At 54.8% G+C, this 14226-nt stretch carries 14 protein-coding genes; 3 read left to right on the top strand and 11 right to left on the bottom strand.

Annotated elements, in window-relative coordinates:
* Positions 1-11 precede the first annotated feature (11 nt).
* Positions 12-566 carry a DUF2231 domain-containing protein gene (locus tag KI379_RS06650; protein WP_212983136.1) on the top strand — a complete coding sequence of 185 codons (555 nt, stop codon included), beginning with the start codon at positions 12-14 and terminating at the stop codon, positions 564-566.
* Positions 567-678: 112 nt separating this feature from the next.
* Here KI379_RS06650 and KI379_RS06645 read toward each other — a convergent pair whose 3' ends face one another.
* The 6 genes from KI379_RS06645 to KI379_RS06620 form a co-directional block, all read right to left on the bottom strand.
* On the bottom strand, positions 679-2307 hold the full coding sequence (locus KI379_RS06645; protein WP_212983135.1) for an LTA synthase family protein: 1629 nt from the start codon (positions 2305-2307) through the stop codon (positions 679-681).
* Positions 2308-2474: 167 nt separating this feature from the next.
* The gene (locus tag KI379_RS06640) at positions 2475-2816 is read right to left on the bottom strand and encodes a DUF1801 domain-containing protein (RefSeq protein WP_212983134.1); all 342 of its coding nucleotides are present in this window, start codon (positions 2814-2816) and stop codon (positions 2475-2477) included.
* Positions 2817-2853: 37 nt separating this feature from the next.
* Positions 2854-3300 carry a YciI family protein gene (locus KI379_RS06635; protein WP_076168588.1) on the bottom strand — a complete coding sequence of 149 codons (447 nt, stop codon included), beginning with the start codon at positions 3298-3300 and terminating at the stop codon, positions 2854-2856.
* A gap of 119 nt (positions 3301-3419) precedes the next feature.
* Positions 3420-4682: an RNA polymerase sigma factor gene (locus KI379_RS06630; RefSeq protein ID WP_212983133.1), complete on the bottom strand. Its 1263-nt coding sequence runs from the start codon at positions 4680-4682 to the stop codon at positions 3420-3422.
* Positions 4679-5113, bottom strand: a complete 435-nt coding sequence (locus KI379_RS06625; protein WP_212983132.1) for a YciI family protein — start codon at positions 5111-5113, stop codon at positions 4679-4681. The genes KI379_RS06630 and KI379_RS06625 overlap by 4 nt, the downstream gene beginning before the upstream one ends.
* Positions 5114-5264: 151 nt before the next feature.
* Positions 5265-6092, bottom strand: a complete 828-nt coding sequence (locus KI379_RS06620; protein WP_212983131.1) for an alpha/beta fold hydrolase — start codon at positions 6090-6092, stop codon at positions 5265-5267.
* A 393-nt stretch (positions 6093-6485) separates the two neighbouring features.
* On the opposite strand from KI379_RS06620, the gene KI379_RS06615 reads away from it, so the two are divergent.
* Entirely contained in the window at positions 6486-6899 is a 414-nt protein-coding gene (locus KI379_RS06615; protein ID WP_076168596.1) for a hypothetical protein, read from the top strand.
* Between the two features lie 63 nt (positions 6900-6962).
* Here the strand turns inward: KI379_RS06615 and KI379_RS06610 are convergent, their stop codons facing one another.
* The 5 genes from KI379_RS06610 to KI379_RS06590 all read right to left on the bottom strand — a co-directional run bounded on the left by KI379_RS06610 (position 6963) and on the right by KI379_RS06590 (position 12963).
* Complete coding sequence (locus tag KI379_RS06610; RefSeq protein WP_212983130.1) at positions 6963-8240, bottom strand: erythromycin esterase family protein; 1278 nt, start codon at positions 8238-8240, stop codon at positions 6963-6965.
* An 83-nt stretch (positions 8241-8323) separates the two neighbouring features.
* Positions 8324-9415, bottom strand: coding sequence for a GerAB/ArcD/ProY family transporter (locus tag KI379_RS06605; RefSeq protein WP_212983129.1), 1092 nt, complete (start codon positions 9413-9415; stop codon positions 8324-8326).
* A gap of 51 nt (positions 9416-9466) precedes the next feature.
* Positions 9467-10684, bottom strand: a complete 1218-nt coding sequence (locus KI379_RS06600) for a Ger(x)C family spore germination protein (protein WP_076168598.1) — start codon at positions 10682-10684, stop codon at positions 9467-9469.
* 15 nt (positions 10685-10699) lie between these two features.
* On the bottom strand, positions 10700-12304 hold the full coding sequence (locus KI379_RS06595; protein WP_306433646.1) for a spore germination protein: 1605 nt from the start codon (positions 12302-12304) through the stop codon (positions 10700-10702).
* Positions 12305-12576: 272 nt separating this feature from the next.
* On the bottom strand, positions 12577-12963 hold the full coding sequence (locus KI379_RS06590) for a DUF5684 domain-containing protein (protein WP_076168600.1): 387 nt from the start codon (positions 12961-12963) through the stop codon (positions 12577-12579).
* A gap of 323 nt (positions 12964-13286) precedes the next feature.
* Here KI379_RS06590 and KI379_RS06585 point away from each other — a divergent pair, with 323 nt between their 5' ends.
* Positions 13287-14189, top strand: coding sequence for a DUF4261 domain-containing protein (locus KI379_RS06585; protein ID WP_212983128.1), 903 nt, complete (start codon positions 13287-13289; stop codon positions 14187-14189).
* Positions 14190-14226: the final 37 nt, after the last annotated feature.

Here is a 14226-nt window from a genome sequence, read left to right as displayed (position 1 = left end):
GAGAAATGGTGATGAATTATTTATGGGATAACAAGCATTTTATCATTACGCATTTTCCGATCGTGCTCCTGCTGTTCAGCCTGCTGTTTGATCTGGCTGCTCTGATCTGGAAAAAACGGGAGTGGCATTCCGCAGCCCTCATCTGCCTCATCATCGGCACGGTCAGCACGGTCGCTGCGGTATTGACCGGACCGAAAATGATGCGCAATCCGAACGTAGAAACTCATGCCATGTACGGCGTCTATACGATGTATTTGGCGATCGCGCTGTGCATCGTCCGAGGAGCGATTGGGCTCTGGAAGAAGCGGGACGTCGGCAGAAACCCGCTGTACCTCGTGGTGACCCTCGCAGCCGTCGTCCTGGTGATGTATACCGCTCATCTCGGGGGAGAGATGGTGCACCGTCCGTTCGAGCCCGGGCAGTTCCCTCAAGGACAGATGGGCGGCGGTCAAGGCCAAGGCGCCTCAGCCGGGATGCCGGGCGGGCAGGGTGTGCCCGGGGACCAGGGCGGCCAGCCGCCGGCAGACGGAAGCGCCGGCGCTTCCGGATCAGATTCGGCGGAGTAATTTCCTATTTCCACCAGGCTGCACTCCCCTTAACGGCAAAACAGCGGTCCCCGGTGTATCCGGTGGAGCCGCTGTTTTTTGGTATGACGATCCATGCCGTTGAATGTTCCGCTCACCGTGCCGGATGATCCGCTGCAGGCTGCTTGATGCGCTCTTTACTTCCGTCCTTCCCCGCTTTTCCGTTTGAACTCGGCTTGGCACGGAGGCCGGCTGGCCCATCATTGCCCGCCTGCCTTTCACCCGGCTTTGCTCCCGGCCCGGTTTCCGCTTTAGGCGGCGCTTTGGCCCCCGCAGGCTCCTGCTTCGACTGGGATTCCAGCTTGACGCCGGGTCTGGCGGGCAGACGCTTCACGTACCGGTCCGACAGCCCCATCCGTTTTTGAATAAATTCAAAATCCGGTCGATACCGCTCGACGTTCTGTACTGGCAGCATCGTTCGGAGATCGTATGCCTTTCCGTCCTCAAATCCGTTTTTTCCAGCGACAAACACGATGTCGTCATTAAAAAAGGAGCCGGCCGGCATGTAATACCGCGATCCGACAATATTGTGACCGACGTTGGCCAAATCGTGGCCGAAAGCGGTAAATTTCTCCTGTTTCAAATCAATGCCCATCACATTGGCCACTGTGGGCAAAATATCGATCTGCCCTCCGGTCCGCTCGATCCTCTTGCCCTCGCGCTGGCCGGGCAGGTGGATGATCAGCGGCACGTTGTACGTGCTGATGTGCTTATGGTACGGAATGCCGAGCGCTTTGCTGACGGTGGCGGGGCGATGATACCTTTTATGAAGGCCGAAATGGTCTCCATAGATCACGACTACGCTGGTATCCCAGAGCCCCGATCTTTTCAGCTTGTCGATAAAGGTTCCCAAGGCATAATCGGTATAGTTGACGGCCGTCAAGTAGTCCCCGAGGCGCCCATCGGCGAAGTCGTCAGGAAGGTGAAGACGCTTGTCGGCTTCTTTGATTTTATAGGGAGAATGGCTCGTCACGGTAACGAATTGGGCGTAGAACCGCTTGTCCAGCTTTCGCATCGTTTTCATTTTACGGATACCGACCCGGAACAATTCCTCATCCGACGCCCCGAACCGGCTGAATTTGACCTTGCTGAAATAGGGCTTGTCATAATACGCGTGAAACCCCAGCGCCGGATACATTTGGTCCCGGTTCCAGAAGGTCACGTCATTGACATGAAACGTCGCCGTAACGTAATGATTCCTGCCCAACAGCTTGGCAAGGCTCGGCAGCTTTCGGTCGGCATACGTAGTAGACATGGCTGAAAACCCGATGGGGTAGATCGACGTGCTGGCGGCAAACTCGGCGTCTGACGTATTGCCTACTCCGATTTGCTGGAATATGTATGGAAAATACAAGCTTTCTTTGGACAACTGTTTCAATACCGGCGCTACCTGCTGCCCCTGAACCGATGCATTCAGCACAAAATTTTGAAAGGATTCCAGCTGTACGACAATGAGATTTTTGCCCTTTCCGGCCCCCCAATAGGTTCTGGCACTGCCCTCGGGAGGCTCCCCAAACGGATAAGTCCGGTCGAGCTCTTCAAGTTTTTCGGGAATCGTTTTTTCGCGCTGGGGCTTAACCTCTTTTTGTGTCAACGAATGCGGCTTGGTTTCGGGCTGCAGCTTGGCCGGAAGGTTCCGGTAGAGCAGGACCGCGCCTGCAATCAATGCAGTCGACAGGGCAGCGGCAATGTAACGGGCATAACGAGACTTGAATCGGTTCATCAGCTCTTTAACCACTCCAAGAAGCATAATATGGCGGTCAATCCTGGACCTGTTATAGGGTGTCCCATCCTGCCCGAATGATTCCCGGTTCTGCGAAAAAAAAACAAAAAAACCCTTGGCATTCAAGGGTTTGGATTTCCATATCGCGTCGGGTCTACGGATAACATTTACAGTGTTTCGGCAGCCTGGCTGAGCCAAGCCGACAGCTGGCCGGCATCAAACGAGTCCCCTTTGCGCAGCTTCATCGTTTTTCTTTCCGCCGGTCCCTCAAACATGCCTTCCGGAAGGTCCAGCCCATCCGCATTAAAGATCGTAAAGCTGACCGCATCCTTCGAGGCGGAGATGACGGCAGCGTATTTTCCGTTTTTCAAAAAATGGGGTTTCTTGTACTGGATGCGCTCGCTCACGTCCGGCAGGGCCTGATGGACCACTTCACGCAGACGGGCGGACAGCTCGTTTTGCCACGGTTCTTTCAACGCCTCAATATAATCGACGACTTCCTGACTCATTTATGATTCGCTCCTTTGTCAACGATGAATGGGTTGCTTATGAAAATTTCTGCATCTGATCCAGCATACGGACCTGCTCCTGCAGGTCCGCTTCCAGGGCCAACACCCTTGGATTGCGGTCTTCCTGTGCCCATTCCCTGAGCTCGCGGACATCTACTTCGCTGCCCTCACAGCCTTCGGGTACCGGCATCTTCATAGCCCATTCCACCGCCTCGTCCGCCGTTGCCGACTCGATGACTACGTATCCCGCGATGAGCCGATGATCCACCGGGAATGGACCGGGGCAGACCTCCGGAATTCCGTCACGGCCGGTAAGCCGGATTCGGACCCCGCTTGAACTGGGCTGGAGCTCCTCGGCAGCAAGGAGCTTGCCTGCCTGTGCCAACGCCTTGCGATATTCGGCCATCCCTTCCTCGAACCGGCGCGTGTGTAAAATACCGGCTTCCGACAACCCGTTTGCCCTGACGATCAACATAAATCTCATGAACGTTTCCCTCCTTGTTGGAGGAAGACTAAAGGCCACGATTTCCTGCCCTTCTTATTCTTCCACCTGCTATAACGACGAATGGGAACGTCCTTCATCGACATGCAGCAGCAAAATAATCAATTTGGTGAACCGCCGCACTCCGCGGCCCGCTTCAAGAGCAGCTGCTGCTCACGGCTGTTGCGGGTCATGGCGGCCGCCCGTTCGAATTCGGAGCGGGCTTCGTCCATCCTTCCGAGCTTGGCCAGAAGGTCGCCGCGGACGCTCGGGAGCAGGTGATACTCTTTCAGGGCGGGTTCGTGCATCAGCTCATCGACGAGCTGCAGACCGAATGCCGGACCGAAGGCCATCGAAATGGCCACCGCCCGGTTCAGCTCGACGATCGGGGAGGGCGCCACCCTGGACAGCGCCTCGTAGAGGGCAGCGATGCGGGCCCAATCCGTGTCCGCTGCAGCGGGCGCCTGCGCATGACAGGCGGATATCGCCGCCTGAAGCGCGTAAGGACCGAGCGGGCGGCCCAGCTTCCGGCACCGCTCCAGCGCCGCCAGCCCGCGGCGGATAAGCAGCCTGTCCCACTGCGCCCGATTCTGGTCCATCAGCAGCACCGGCTCGCCAGAAGCGCTGACCCGGGTCTTGAAACGGGAGGACTGGATTTCCATCAAAGCCACCAATCCGTGAACCTCCGGTTCCTCCGGGGCAATCTCGGCCAGAACGCGTCCAAGCCGCAGCGCTTCCTGGCAGAGCAGCGGGCGGAGCCAATGGTCTCCGGTCGTCGCCGAGTATCCTTCATTAAACATCAGGTAGATGACCTCAAGTACGGCGCTCAAGCGCTCCTGCAGCTCCTCTCCTGCCGGAACCTCAAAAGGAACCTTGCGGCTGCTTAAGGTTCGTTTAGCGCGGACGATCCGCTGGGCGATGGTCGATTCTGCCGTCAGAAAGGAACGGGCGATTTCATCCGTGGTCAGGCCGCATAACAGGCGAAGCGTCAGCGCGACCCTGGCATCCCGAGACAGCACCGGATGGCAGGTCATAAAGATCAGACGGAGGAGATCGTCGCCGATCTCCCCGTCCATATTCCGCTCCAGGTCATCTTCAGTATACAATTCTGTCGTCTGCGCCATCTCCGCGTATTTCTCATCCCGGAGCTTGTTTCTGCGCAGCAGATCGATGGCCTTCCGCTTGGCCGCCGTCATCAGCCAGGCGCCGGGATTGTCGGGAATGCCGCTTTCCGGCCACCGCTGGAGGGCGATCACCAGGGCGTCCTGGGCCAAATCCTCGGCCAGGCCCACATCCCGGACCATTCGCGTCAGGCCGGCGATCAGCTTCGGGGATTCAATCCGCCAAATGGCGTCAATGGTCCGGTGCGTTTGTGATGAAGTCACGCTTTTCGTTGCTCCTCCAGCTGCTGCCGGAGCGCGTTGTCCTTGGCGATGGCTTCCGGATTATCCGTCAGGTCCTCCATTTCAAACACCTGTCTCAGCTCAATTTGACCCTGGCCGTATCCGTGGGGATCCGGCATCCGCAGCGCCCACTCGATCGCTTCCTCCCTCGATTTGACTTCAATCAGAGTATACCCCGCGATCATCTCTTTGGCTTCGGTGAACGGCCCGTCGACCACTTTCGGCTTGCCGCCGGGTTCCGGGTAGGAGATACGGATCGCACTGGAGCTAGGATACAGGCCATCGCCCCCGAGCATGACACCGGCTCTGGCCAGTTCTTCGTTATAACGCTGCATGGCTTCAAGTAACTCCGGACTTGGCAGAACTCCCGCTTCAGAATCGGTTGTCGCTTTGACGATCATCATAAATCTCATATTTTTATTCCTCCTTGGATTGGGATGAAGCCGCCGTCTTCCCTGATTCAGCTTCTATCATTTCGACGAACGGGAGAGACTGAAATCGACATCAGCGCTTCATTTTTTAAAATTTTTTATTTCTTTTGGTCTGGATCGTTCAGTCATGCCTTTACATGCCGGATGCCTGCGCCTTGTCTGCAAAAAATGCGGACAGCTCCGCCGCAATTTTCGGAGCGTCCAGCTTTTTCGTATGGGCGAGCCCCTTCTTACTCAGCAGAACGGCGTTCGGCAGTCCTTGAGCCAGCGCACCGGCGGCATGGCGGAAGGAGATCGGACTATCCGGCCCTTCCAGAACAAGCGTCGGCATCGTCACGCGGCTCCACTGTTCAACAGGCAGCGGTTTACCGTCCCAATAACCGTCAAGCAGCGCGGCATCATAGGGCAGCGTGTGGGCCACCGCCATCAGGTTCGCCCACACCTTCGGCATCATTCGCATCATGCTGACGACGAACCCGGGGGCTCCCATCCCTTTGGTCATAAAATATTTAATCGCTTCGGCGCGCCGCCCGCTGCGGCTCAGCTCCGTCACCTGCGGCATAAAGTCCTGCGGCGGCTTCCGGTCCGAGGCATCGACCACAAGCGGCGGTTCGTGGAGGGCAAGCTTCGTGATGGCCGCCCCTCGGGCGGCTGCCTCAAGGGCCAATACGGCTCCCGAGGACAGCCCCCAGACATACGCGGAGCCTCCGGCCGCTTCGATGACCGCTTCCAAATCCTCGATCTCGCGTTCCACGGCGTAGGGCTGGGAATCCCCGCTGTCTCCCCGCCCGCGGCGGTCGTAGTTATATACGGTAAACTGGCTGGACAGCAGCTGGGCCAGCTGGACCTGCGCCGGAAATTTGCGGTAACTGAACGCCCCCGCCACCAGGATGAGCGCAGGCCCCCTCCCGCTCCGGTCGTAAGCGATCTTGGTTCCGTCTTTTGAAAGGACAGTGTGCATGAGAATAATCTCCTTTTTCATGGTTTCTATATAGACGACGAACGGACGAAACCCGGATCGACATATCTTCAAAAAAAGTTTTCAACAAGCTGTTCAGTGCTTCCTTCCCTTTCCGGATGTAATCATGCATCTGTTGGTTCTTGGACGCCTAATTGTTTTCGGCAGCGTATGCCCGATTTCCTCCCTGTTTTCGGAGTGCTGCCGATTCCTAGAACCTTAGGGAATCTTTTTTTGTGCACGCTAAAGCGGCCGCCGGGAAAATCCCTTGAGCCGCTTTTTCGATCCATATTTGCAAAACGATCTGGTGTGGTTTGGTTCCTTAAACAACAAGGAGGATGAAAATTCGATGTCGAATAACAAAATCATGGAAACTGAATGAGGGGGGAAGTGAACATGGCAGAGGACAATACCCGGTACGAACAGGTGAAAATGATTTGTGCAGAAGATTGCGGAAACGCACCCAAAAAAGAGTTCCTCAGAGCGTTTAATGCTGCCTTTGTTTGCAACGATATTGACTTTATTAATGAGAAGACGATAGAAGATATCCAATGGAATATTGTCGGCCATAATACATTGCAAGGTAAGGATCAGGTTTTCGAAATGCTCAGAAAGCTGATGGACAAAACGCCAACGGAGTTAATCATTAGCAATATCATCACGCACGGATATTCCGGTTCTTTAAATGGCATACTCAACCTCGAAAATAATATGAGCTACGCTTTCTGTAATATTTATCGTTTCAACAGCAGTTTAAACAAAACAAAAATTAAGGAAATTACTTCTTATATCATCGATATTTCAAAATAACAAACGATAAATAAGCCGCCTTTAATCCTCTCAGGCGGCTTTTGTTCATTTAACTATGAACCTTCAAACCATCTGCGGCAGTGCCAGCGGTTCTAACGCATGGGTTTCATGGATAAAGACGAACGCATCGTAACGCATCGGCATACGCGAGGGAACGTAATTCCCAAGCTCATACCCGGGGTCATAGACGACGCCGATCGCCCGGTGACCGAATACCTCCCGCAGCTCCGGCTGGGCATCGGCGTCGAACAGCAATAGCATGTTCTCGCCTCCGCCTACCCGGCCCAACAGGTCTTCCCAACTGCCCCGGATGGCGGCCGGAACTTCCATGACCTCCACTGGGGCACCCCAGGCCGAGCCTGCCAGCACATGCCCGTGATGGGTGCCGAAGCCGACGCTGAACGTCTGGGCCGGTCGGTAATATTCGCGGACGAGCTGACCGACGTTGACCATGCCGTCAGCCGCCATGTCCGTTGCGCGGGCGTCCCCGATATGGGTATTATGCTCCCATAGCACAGCCTGGGCATCCGGCCCGTGATAATCGAGCAGCTGCCGGAGCACCCGAACCATATGACGGTCCCGGACGTTCCAGGAATCGGGTCCTCCGCGGACCATGGTCCGGTAATAGTGCTCCGCGTCGGCGGCCGCCATCGTGTTCATCATGGCGTTCAGCTCCGCTTCGCTCTGCGGATGGCCGAGCCTGGTGCGCTGCATTTCATGCAGCAGCGCCACGCTCTCCTCCTCACAGCCTTCCCCGATCAGTCCGGCGGAAATGCCATAGGACTGTGAGTCGTCCCCATAAGGCTCAAAGCAGCCGAACGCCTGCAGCGCCGTATCCAGGAGAGGCGACTCCGTTTGCTTCAAATAATCGACGATATGCTGCATGGATTCCCACAGGCTGTATACGTCGAGGCCGTAAAAGCCGATCCGTTCCCCGGCGGGCCGCCCCAAGTTATAGCTTCTGAGCCATTCGATGAACGCTTCCATTTCCCGGTTCGCCCACATCCAGGACGGCCATCTGTGAAATGCCCGCAGCGCCTCTGCCGCCGATTTGGCTTCGTTATCCTCCAAATCCTTGACGTACTTGTTGACTTCGTAGCAGGAAGGCCAGTCGCCTTCCACAGCTATAAACCGGATCGCCTTGCTTGCGATCAGCCTTTTCGTTATTTCGGCGCGGGTCGTATAAAATTCGGACGTCCCATGCGAAGCCTCGCCGAGCAATACTAACCTCGCATCCTTGGCGGCTTCGACCACCCGGTTTAAATCTTCCGGGCTGTGGTAAGGTATGGCCTCGCGGCGAATTCGCCGGGCTGAAGATTCCGATTGCAGCAGTTGTTCCATATTTCATCCCCCTTTAGGACAGATACGGATAGGGTATCCACCTCCGCAGCGGGATTATGTGCATATCCCAATGAAATCTTCGCCTAGGCCGGCTTCCGTTTCTTTTTGCCTATTAGCATCGCAATGACCAGTATTCCGGGAATCACCAGCTGCGTAATCGGCATCAGCTGCTCTACGGTCAGCTTGAGACCTGCCCTGAAATATTCCGTAAACGTGGGTGATAAATACGTGAGGCCAAATACGGTCAATGCCAGCGGGATGATCCACAGCTTGTAGCGGATTCCGGTGAGGCGCTGAAGGCCGATGCCTGCCCCAATCAGTAAGAAATTAGCCTTCATGCCGATGCCCATGAACAAGAGCAGGACAAACAGCGCGTCGGCTCTCTCAATCACGTTGGCCACCTCCATCATCTGTACGACCATAAACAGCGGATACGTGCCGATGGTGGCAATCTCGGGCCCGAGAACGAGAATAACCAGCTGGTTTAGAACGGTCAAAAAAACAGCTGTAGCCAGAAAGGATACGATGGTGAGCCTGCCGAGATGTTTGCCCCTCTGAGCATATTTAAAATAAACCAGAAACAGGACGGTTTGCCCGAAAGGAAACGATACGATGTTAGGCATGGCCGCCCGCCACACTGGAGCGAATCCGTTCTCCAGGACAGGAAACATGAATTTAGTGTGCAGCAGCCCCGTCAAAGGGACCATGACTAAGATCAATACATATCCGAACGCCATGACATAGGCATAAATCACGCTCAGTCTGAAAGCCGCCCGTGGCCCAAGATAGGTGATGTACGACCCGATAAGCACCGAAATGAAAATAATGATCGACATCGGTGTCCGGTTCAGCATCGTTTGAACGGCCAATTCGCCGATATCGCGAAAATTCCGGGAGGCTTCATAAGCAAAATAAGCGGTAAGCGCAAACGCAGCAATCCAGCCGAATATGCTGCCCAAGTAATGCCGGCACATCTCGAACAGATCCCTTTCCGCATCCAGGCGGTACATCAGCAAATAAACCAGAAGCAGCATCAGCCCTGCTCCGGCGCCAAGAAGCATGGCGATCCAGGCGTCCTGCTTCGCCTCTCCCCCTAACAGGAACAGGGTAGTGCTTCCTACTTCAAACAGTGATAACGATATGGCAATTTCAGAAGCACGGGTCGTTCGGATCATAGGATACTCCTTCATCGTACTCAGTTCTCTTGGGCTGCCCGGAGACAACTATTACTTCATCAGTTGTATCGTCTTCTGGATAAGTCCCGGCCGGCGGATCGTTGCCTTGACCTGGACCTGAATATCCATGCGTTTAAATTGTTCCGGCCATGTGGCCTGCATCTTCCTCCACTCTTTGGGAAAACTGCGGTGAATGATGTCGGCGTAACCGGTCACGTCAATTCCCATCTGACGCACGGCATCCCAACCGGTAGACATCTGATCACGGACTTCCGCTTCGATACTCTTCTCCATTTCACGGATGACCTCCGGTTTGGACAAGTCCTTGCTGCACGTGGATTCCATTAAATTCCCATTCAGTTTGACGTTAACCAGCATCGTATAGTGCGTGCCGGCATGGACGGGCCTGAGCTTCGTTTTCGCAGAGGTGATGATGATCGAATTATGCTTGTTTTTCGCTTGGGGACAAGGAAAAGATAACTCGGTCCCCTTCACTTGATCGGTCAGCCACGACAGCCCCATGCTTTCTCTGCCGCTCAGATATCCGGTCAATCGGTCCCCGCTGAATACGCCAAGGCGGGTCAGCCTCAAGGAAAGCGGAGGTGAGGTTTCTTTTAGGACATCGAGCGAATGCAGCTTCTCCTTATTCTCCTCCGTGTCCTCACCCACAAATGTAGCTACCGGTATACCGATACTTTTGGCATCCGAATGCAGGCTGAGCGCCAGATCAAAGATCGTTTTTTTCGGAAAAATCGATATGAATCTTGACTCTTTCCCCATAATATCGCTGTAGCTTGCACCCGGCAGCTTTTCAGGAGGAACCATTTTCTTCAACAGATCCTTCGCCGTTCCGTCGGTGAGCAGCAGCTCTACGGTTTCACGGGATTCCGAATTGCGCAGAAACAAATCAACCAGCTCGCCGAGCCCCCGCTCTGCCGCTTCCCTGCCGACCACAATCACTTTGGCGTGTGCGACATACAGCTTCCGGGAGGCTTCCAAATTACTCTTCATTCGGGCCCCGAAAATAGTATCGGAAACCATGGAAAACACATAAATGGCCGGCTGTGAGCTCATCCCGGCCGAGCCGCCCGTCCCGGAGGCCATGGAGGACGGGATGATCGTCTGATAGCTGATTTCCCATTTGTCCCCTACTCGGTCGATGCCGCCGGCTACCGTAATTCTCAGGTCGTTCAGCTCAGCCCGATTCCAGCAGCCTGTTGTAAGCAACAGGCAAGCCATCAGCACCAAGCAGGCAATCCGTCTTCTCATCCCCATCCCCCCTTCCTAGGCCAATGGATCCCTCGGGCGCCCGACCTCACGTTCTGCGAACGACTTCTTGTCTTTCGGCTGGCGCATCCGGTTCTGGTCCCCGATGCCTATTGGACGCGTGCGCAGCTTCCACCAGGGCGCCCGAATCATCTGGTCCTTTTGGTTCGTTTTGTTAAAAGGCGATGACGGCATGAGATAAGGTACGCCAAACGATTCGAGTGAGGCCAGATGCGCCATCAGCGGAATCAATACCCCAAGCACACCGACCAGCCCGAAGCTTCCGGAAAATATCATCAGGACAAATCGGAGAAGGCGGACGGACGAAGCAAAGTTAATCGCCGGAAGTGCAAAATTGGAAATCGCTGTAAAGGAGACGACAATCACGACGGCTGCCGATACCAGTCCCGCCTGGACCGCGGCCTGACCGAGCACTAATGCGCCGACGATAGAAATGGCCGGGCCGATCGCTCTCGGCATCCGGACGCCTGCTTCACGAATGACTTCAAAGGTCAGCTCCATCAGCAGCGCTTCGACCAGCGTCGGCAGCGGCGTAATTTCCCGCTGTGCGGCCAATGAAATCAAAAGCGGCATGGGAAGCAGTTCCTGATGGAAGGTGGTTAAGGAAATAAAAATCGATGGGAGAAGCAGGGCGGTGAAAAACGAGATCATCCGGACAATGCGAAGAAAGGAAGAAATATCGAATCGTTGATAATAATCTTCGCTGGAGGTCAGGAAACGGTAAAAAGTGACGGGAGCCACTAAAACAAAAGGCGTGCCGTCCACAAAGACGGCGACCAGTCCCTCCAGCAGCCCGCCTGCGACCGTGTCGGGCCGCTCGGTATTATATATGGTTGGGAATGGCGACTGAACGCCGTCCTGTATCATTTCCTCAATGTACCCGCTCTCCAGAATCCCGTCGATTTCAATACTTTGGATCCGCGATGTCATTTCCTTGACGACCTCCGGGTTTGCGATCCCTTCGATATAGGCGATGGATACGTTGGTGCGCGTATAGGTTCCGATGACATGCGATTCAATGGTCAAATGCGGGGATTTGATTTTTCGCCGGAGCAGGGCGATATTGGTCGTGATATTTTCCGTAAACCCTTCTTTCGGGCCCCGGATCACCGTCTGGGAAGAAGGCTCCTCTACTGATCGCCGGGAACCTCCATCGATATATACGGCGAAGGCTTCCCGCATGCCTTGAACGACAATAACGGCCCTACCGTCCAGGACCGAATGGATTAAATCTTCCTGCGTGCAGATGACCCGAACATTCCCTATGGCCAGCTGGTTTTTGAGCCAATCGGCAGATGCCTTGTCCGCCCGAAGCAAATTATCCAACTTCAAGCGATTCAGGTTTTCCAGCAATTTGGAAAGGAGCAGCGGATCTACCAGGCCGTCGATAAAGCTGACGATGACTTTATAGTCCGATTCCTGATCGGCTGCGAGATGATGGATGACAAAATCCGTATTTTTGCCCATGGATTGTTGGAGCAGCTCCAGACTGTCGGATAGTTCTTTGCTCAGGGGCTTCCCCTTAGGAGAATCCTGATGTTCTTGCTCCCGCTCAGGCCGGGGATAGGTATACAGAAACTTTTTCAGCCGCTGAATAAACAATGGGAAAACTCCTTCGAGAAATGATTACCATTATTTTGCTGTTTCCCCTGTTTTTTATGCATCGAGCTCCCTCCCGGTAACACCTCCGATATCCGAAAATGCAAAACCGCCCCCTAACGGGAGCGGTCACGGTCATTGTGTGCATTTTTACCTCGATGATTGGGGCCGACCCGAGTACGAATCATGCCCTGTGTTGTTAAATCTTAGAATCACGCTTCAGTTCTGTCGGTATGTAAGCAAAGATCCGGTCAGAGCCCAAGAACGATTTCTGCTTAAAATGCGGCTGTTGGCCCTGGGGGAACCGGCGGATTGTACAGCTGGTAAGTCGTCTTGCTGGAATAGCCCCAAACCATCCACAGAATCACATATACCGGGGACAGGAAAATGGCAAAAAGAACGTAGGCCCCGTTCTTGCCGAACGCGTTCAGCAGCTTCACCTGCCAGATGATGGCGAACACGATATTGGCAATCGGCACCAGTGTGATCAGGATCCACCATGCACTCTCCTTGATCAGCTTCAACTGGAGAATATAATTCAAAATCGGGACAAACGCAAACCACGCGATGTCGTCCCTGCCCGCCTTTTTGGCAAGCTGGAAATACGCGCCGCAAATGGCGATATATATGGCTAGGTACAGCACAATCATGACAACGATCATTAAACATCCTCCTGAAATTTGGGTGTAGAGGTAAAAATGCACTTCTCTTTATTCGATGCGTTTCACCAAATCCCTTCTTTAATTGTGCTTTTTTCGACATAAAACTACATCCCGGGACCGATGCGTTTTCGGAGCACTCCGATTTCAGCCGGGCCTTTTATAACTTATTGCCGGCCTGCGGTTTTATGACATCCAGCGATTCGCCGAAATAAATAAATTTCCTTCTCCCTGTCCGGCGGGATACGGAGCATGAGCTGGAACACATTGGAAAGATTCGTTACAATAAGGAATGGAGAACAGTACAGCGATAGGAGAAGAGGAACATGACGAGTGAGGTAACTCAGGAAGAACAAAGCTTTGGCTTCTCGCGGGTATATGCAGTCGAACTGAAATATCGGCACAAGCCGGAAATCGACCGAAGCCGTTTGTTTGCAAGCATGGAGCGTTACACCGGCTCCACCCAGCAAGCCGGAGAACGCGAACATGCCGGCCTTGCGGTGTGGGGGCCGGATGAGTCCGGTCCGGATGATCTGCTGCACTTTTTTCACCTGGACTATAAGGTTGCCTATTCGGAAGGCGAGATGCCGGCGCAAACCAGCCTGATGCCGGTCCAAAACCGCCCGGTAGACGAATATGCCACCGCCGTTCAGCAGTCCTGGCACTGGAGAGAAGCCGGAGAAGTCGTCAGCGGATGCGGTTATACGCTGCTGCTCACCGACCTGGTGGCTTCGGGCCTTATGCCCCAAGACAGATTGCAGCTGATGACCGGCGCCCTGCGGGCCGTGCTGGAGGTGGCTCCATGCGACGCCGTCTATTTCCGGGCCAGCGACAAGCTTGTCGAACCGCAGGCGTACCTGGCGGCAGTGGAACAAGGCGAACTGCTGTACGGCGCGATGAACATCCGCTTTTATAACGTGGAAGGGACCGGGAGCGGGCGCAATGAAGGGCTGATGGATTCGCTTGGGCTGGCGGCGCTCGGGATTCCCGACGTCCAATGCCACTTCTTTGACCTTGACCCTTCCGAGCTGGCCGGCCAGCTGATGGATGTGGCGTACTATTTATTCCGGCAGGGAGACGTGATCGAAGACGGCGAAACGATCGGCTTCACCGAAGAGATGCGCTGGCGCTGCGAGCATCAATATGCGCTGGCCGAGCCGCAGCGCGTCGTGCTCGACATCGATCCAGGCGCCCCCTACTACGCCGGACGGCAGGAGAACAGCCGCTAAATCTAAATGGCCCGAACCCGAGCGAATATGAACTTTT

It is taken from the genome of Paenibacillus cineris, from assembly GCF_018333335.1.
In the GTDB taxonomy this organism is placed as follows: Bacteria; Bacillota; Bacilli; order Paenibacillales; family Paenibacillaceae; genus Paenibacillus_AQ; species Paenibacillus_AQ favisporus.
Note: the sequence above shows the minus strand (reverse complement) of the source record. Positions and strands in the feature narration are given on the sequence as shown.

What these genes read in the sequence shown, in the direction of transcription:
- KI379_RS06650 (WP_212983136.1), top strand. Translation starts at nt 12, where the DNA reads ATGAATTATTTATGGGATAACAAGCATTTTATCATTACGCATTTTCCG.
- KI379_RS06645 (WP_212983135.1), bottom strand. Translation starts at nt 2,307, where the DNA reads ATGAACCGATTCAAGTCTCGTTATGCCCGTTACATTGCCGCTGCCCTG.
- KI379_RS06640 (WP_212983134.1), bottom strand. Translation starts at nt 2,816, where the DNA reads ATGAGTCAGGAAGTCGTCGATTATATTGAGGCGTTGAAAGAACCGTGG.
- KI379_RS06635 (WP_076168588.1), bottom strand. Translation starts at nt 3,300, where the DNA reads ATGAGATTTATGTTGATCGTCAGGGCAAACGGGTTGTCGGAAGCCGGT.
- KI379_RS06625 (WP_212983132.1), bottom strand. Translation starts at nt 5,113, where the DNA reads ATGAGATTTATGATGATCGTCAAAGCGACAACCGATTCTGAAGCGGGA.
- KI379_RS06620 (WP_212983131.1), bottom strand. Translation starts at nt 6,092, where the DNA reads ATGCACACTGTCCTTTCAAAAGACGGAACCAAGATCGCTTACGACCGG.
- KI379_RS06615 (WP_076168596.1), top strand. Translation starts at nt 6,486, where the DNA reads ATGGCAGAGGACAATACCCGGTACGAACAGGTGAAAATGATTTGTGCA.
- KI379_RS06610 (WP_212983130.1), bottom strand. Translation starts at nt 8,240, where the DNA reads ATGGAACAACTGCTGCAATCGGAATCTTCAGCCCGGCGAATTCGCCGC.
- KI379_RS06605 (WP_212983129.1), bottom strand. Translation starts at nt 9,415, where the DNA reads ATGATCCGAACGACCCGTGCTTCTGAAATTGCCATATCGTTATCACTG.
- KI379_RS06600 (WP_076168598.1), bottom strand. Translation starts at nt 10,684, where the DNA reads ATGAGAAGACGGATTGCCTGCTTGGTGCTGATGGCTTGCCTGTTGCTT.
- KI379_RS06590 (WP_076168600.1), bottom strand. Translation starts at nt 12,963, where the DNA reads ATGATCGTTGTCATGATTGTGCTGTACCTAGCCATATATATCGCCATT.
- KI379_RS06585 (WP_212983128.1), top strand. Translation starts at nt 13,287, where the DNA reads ATGACGAGTGAGGTAACTCAGGAAGAACAAAGCTTTGGCTTCTCGCGG.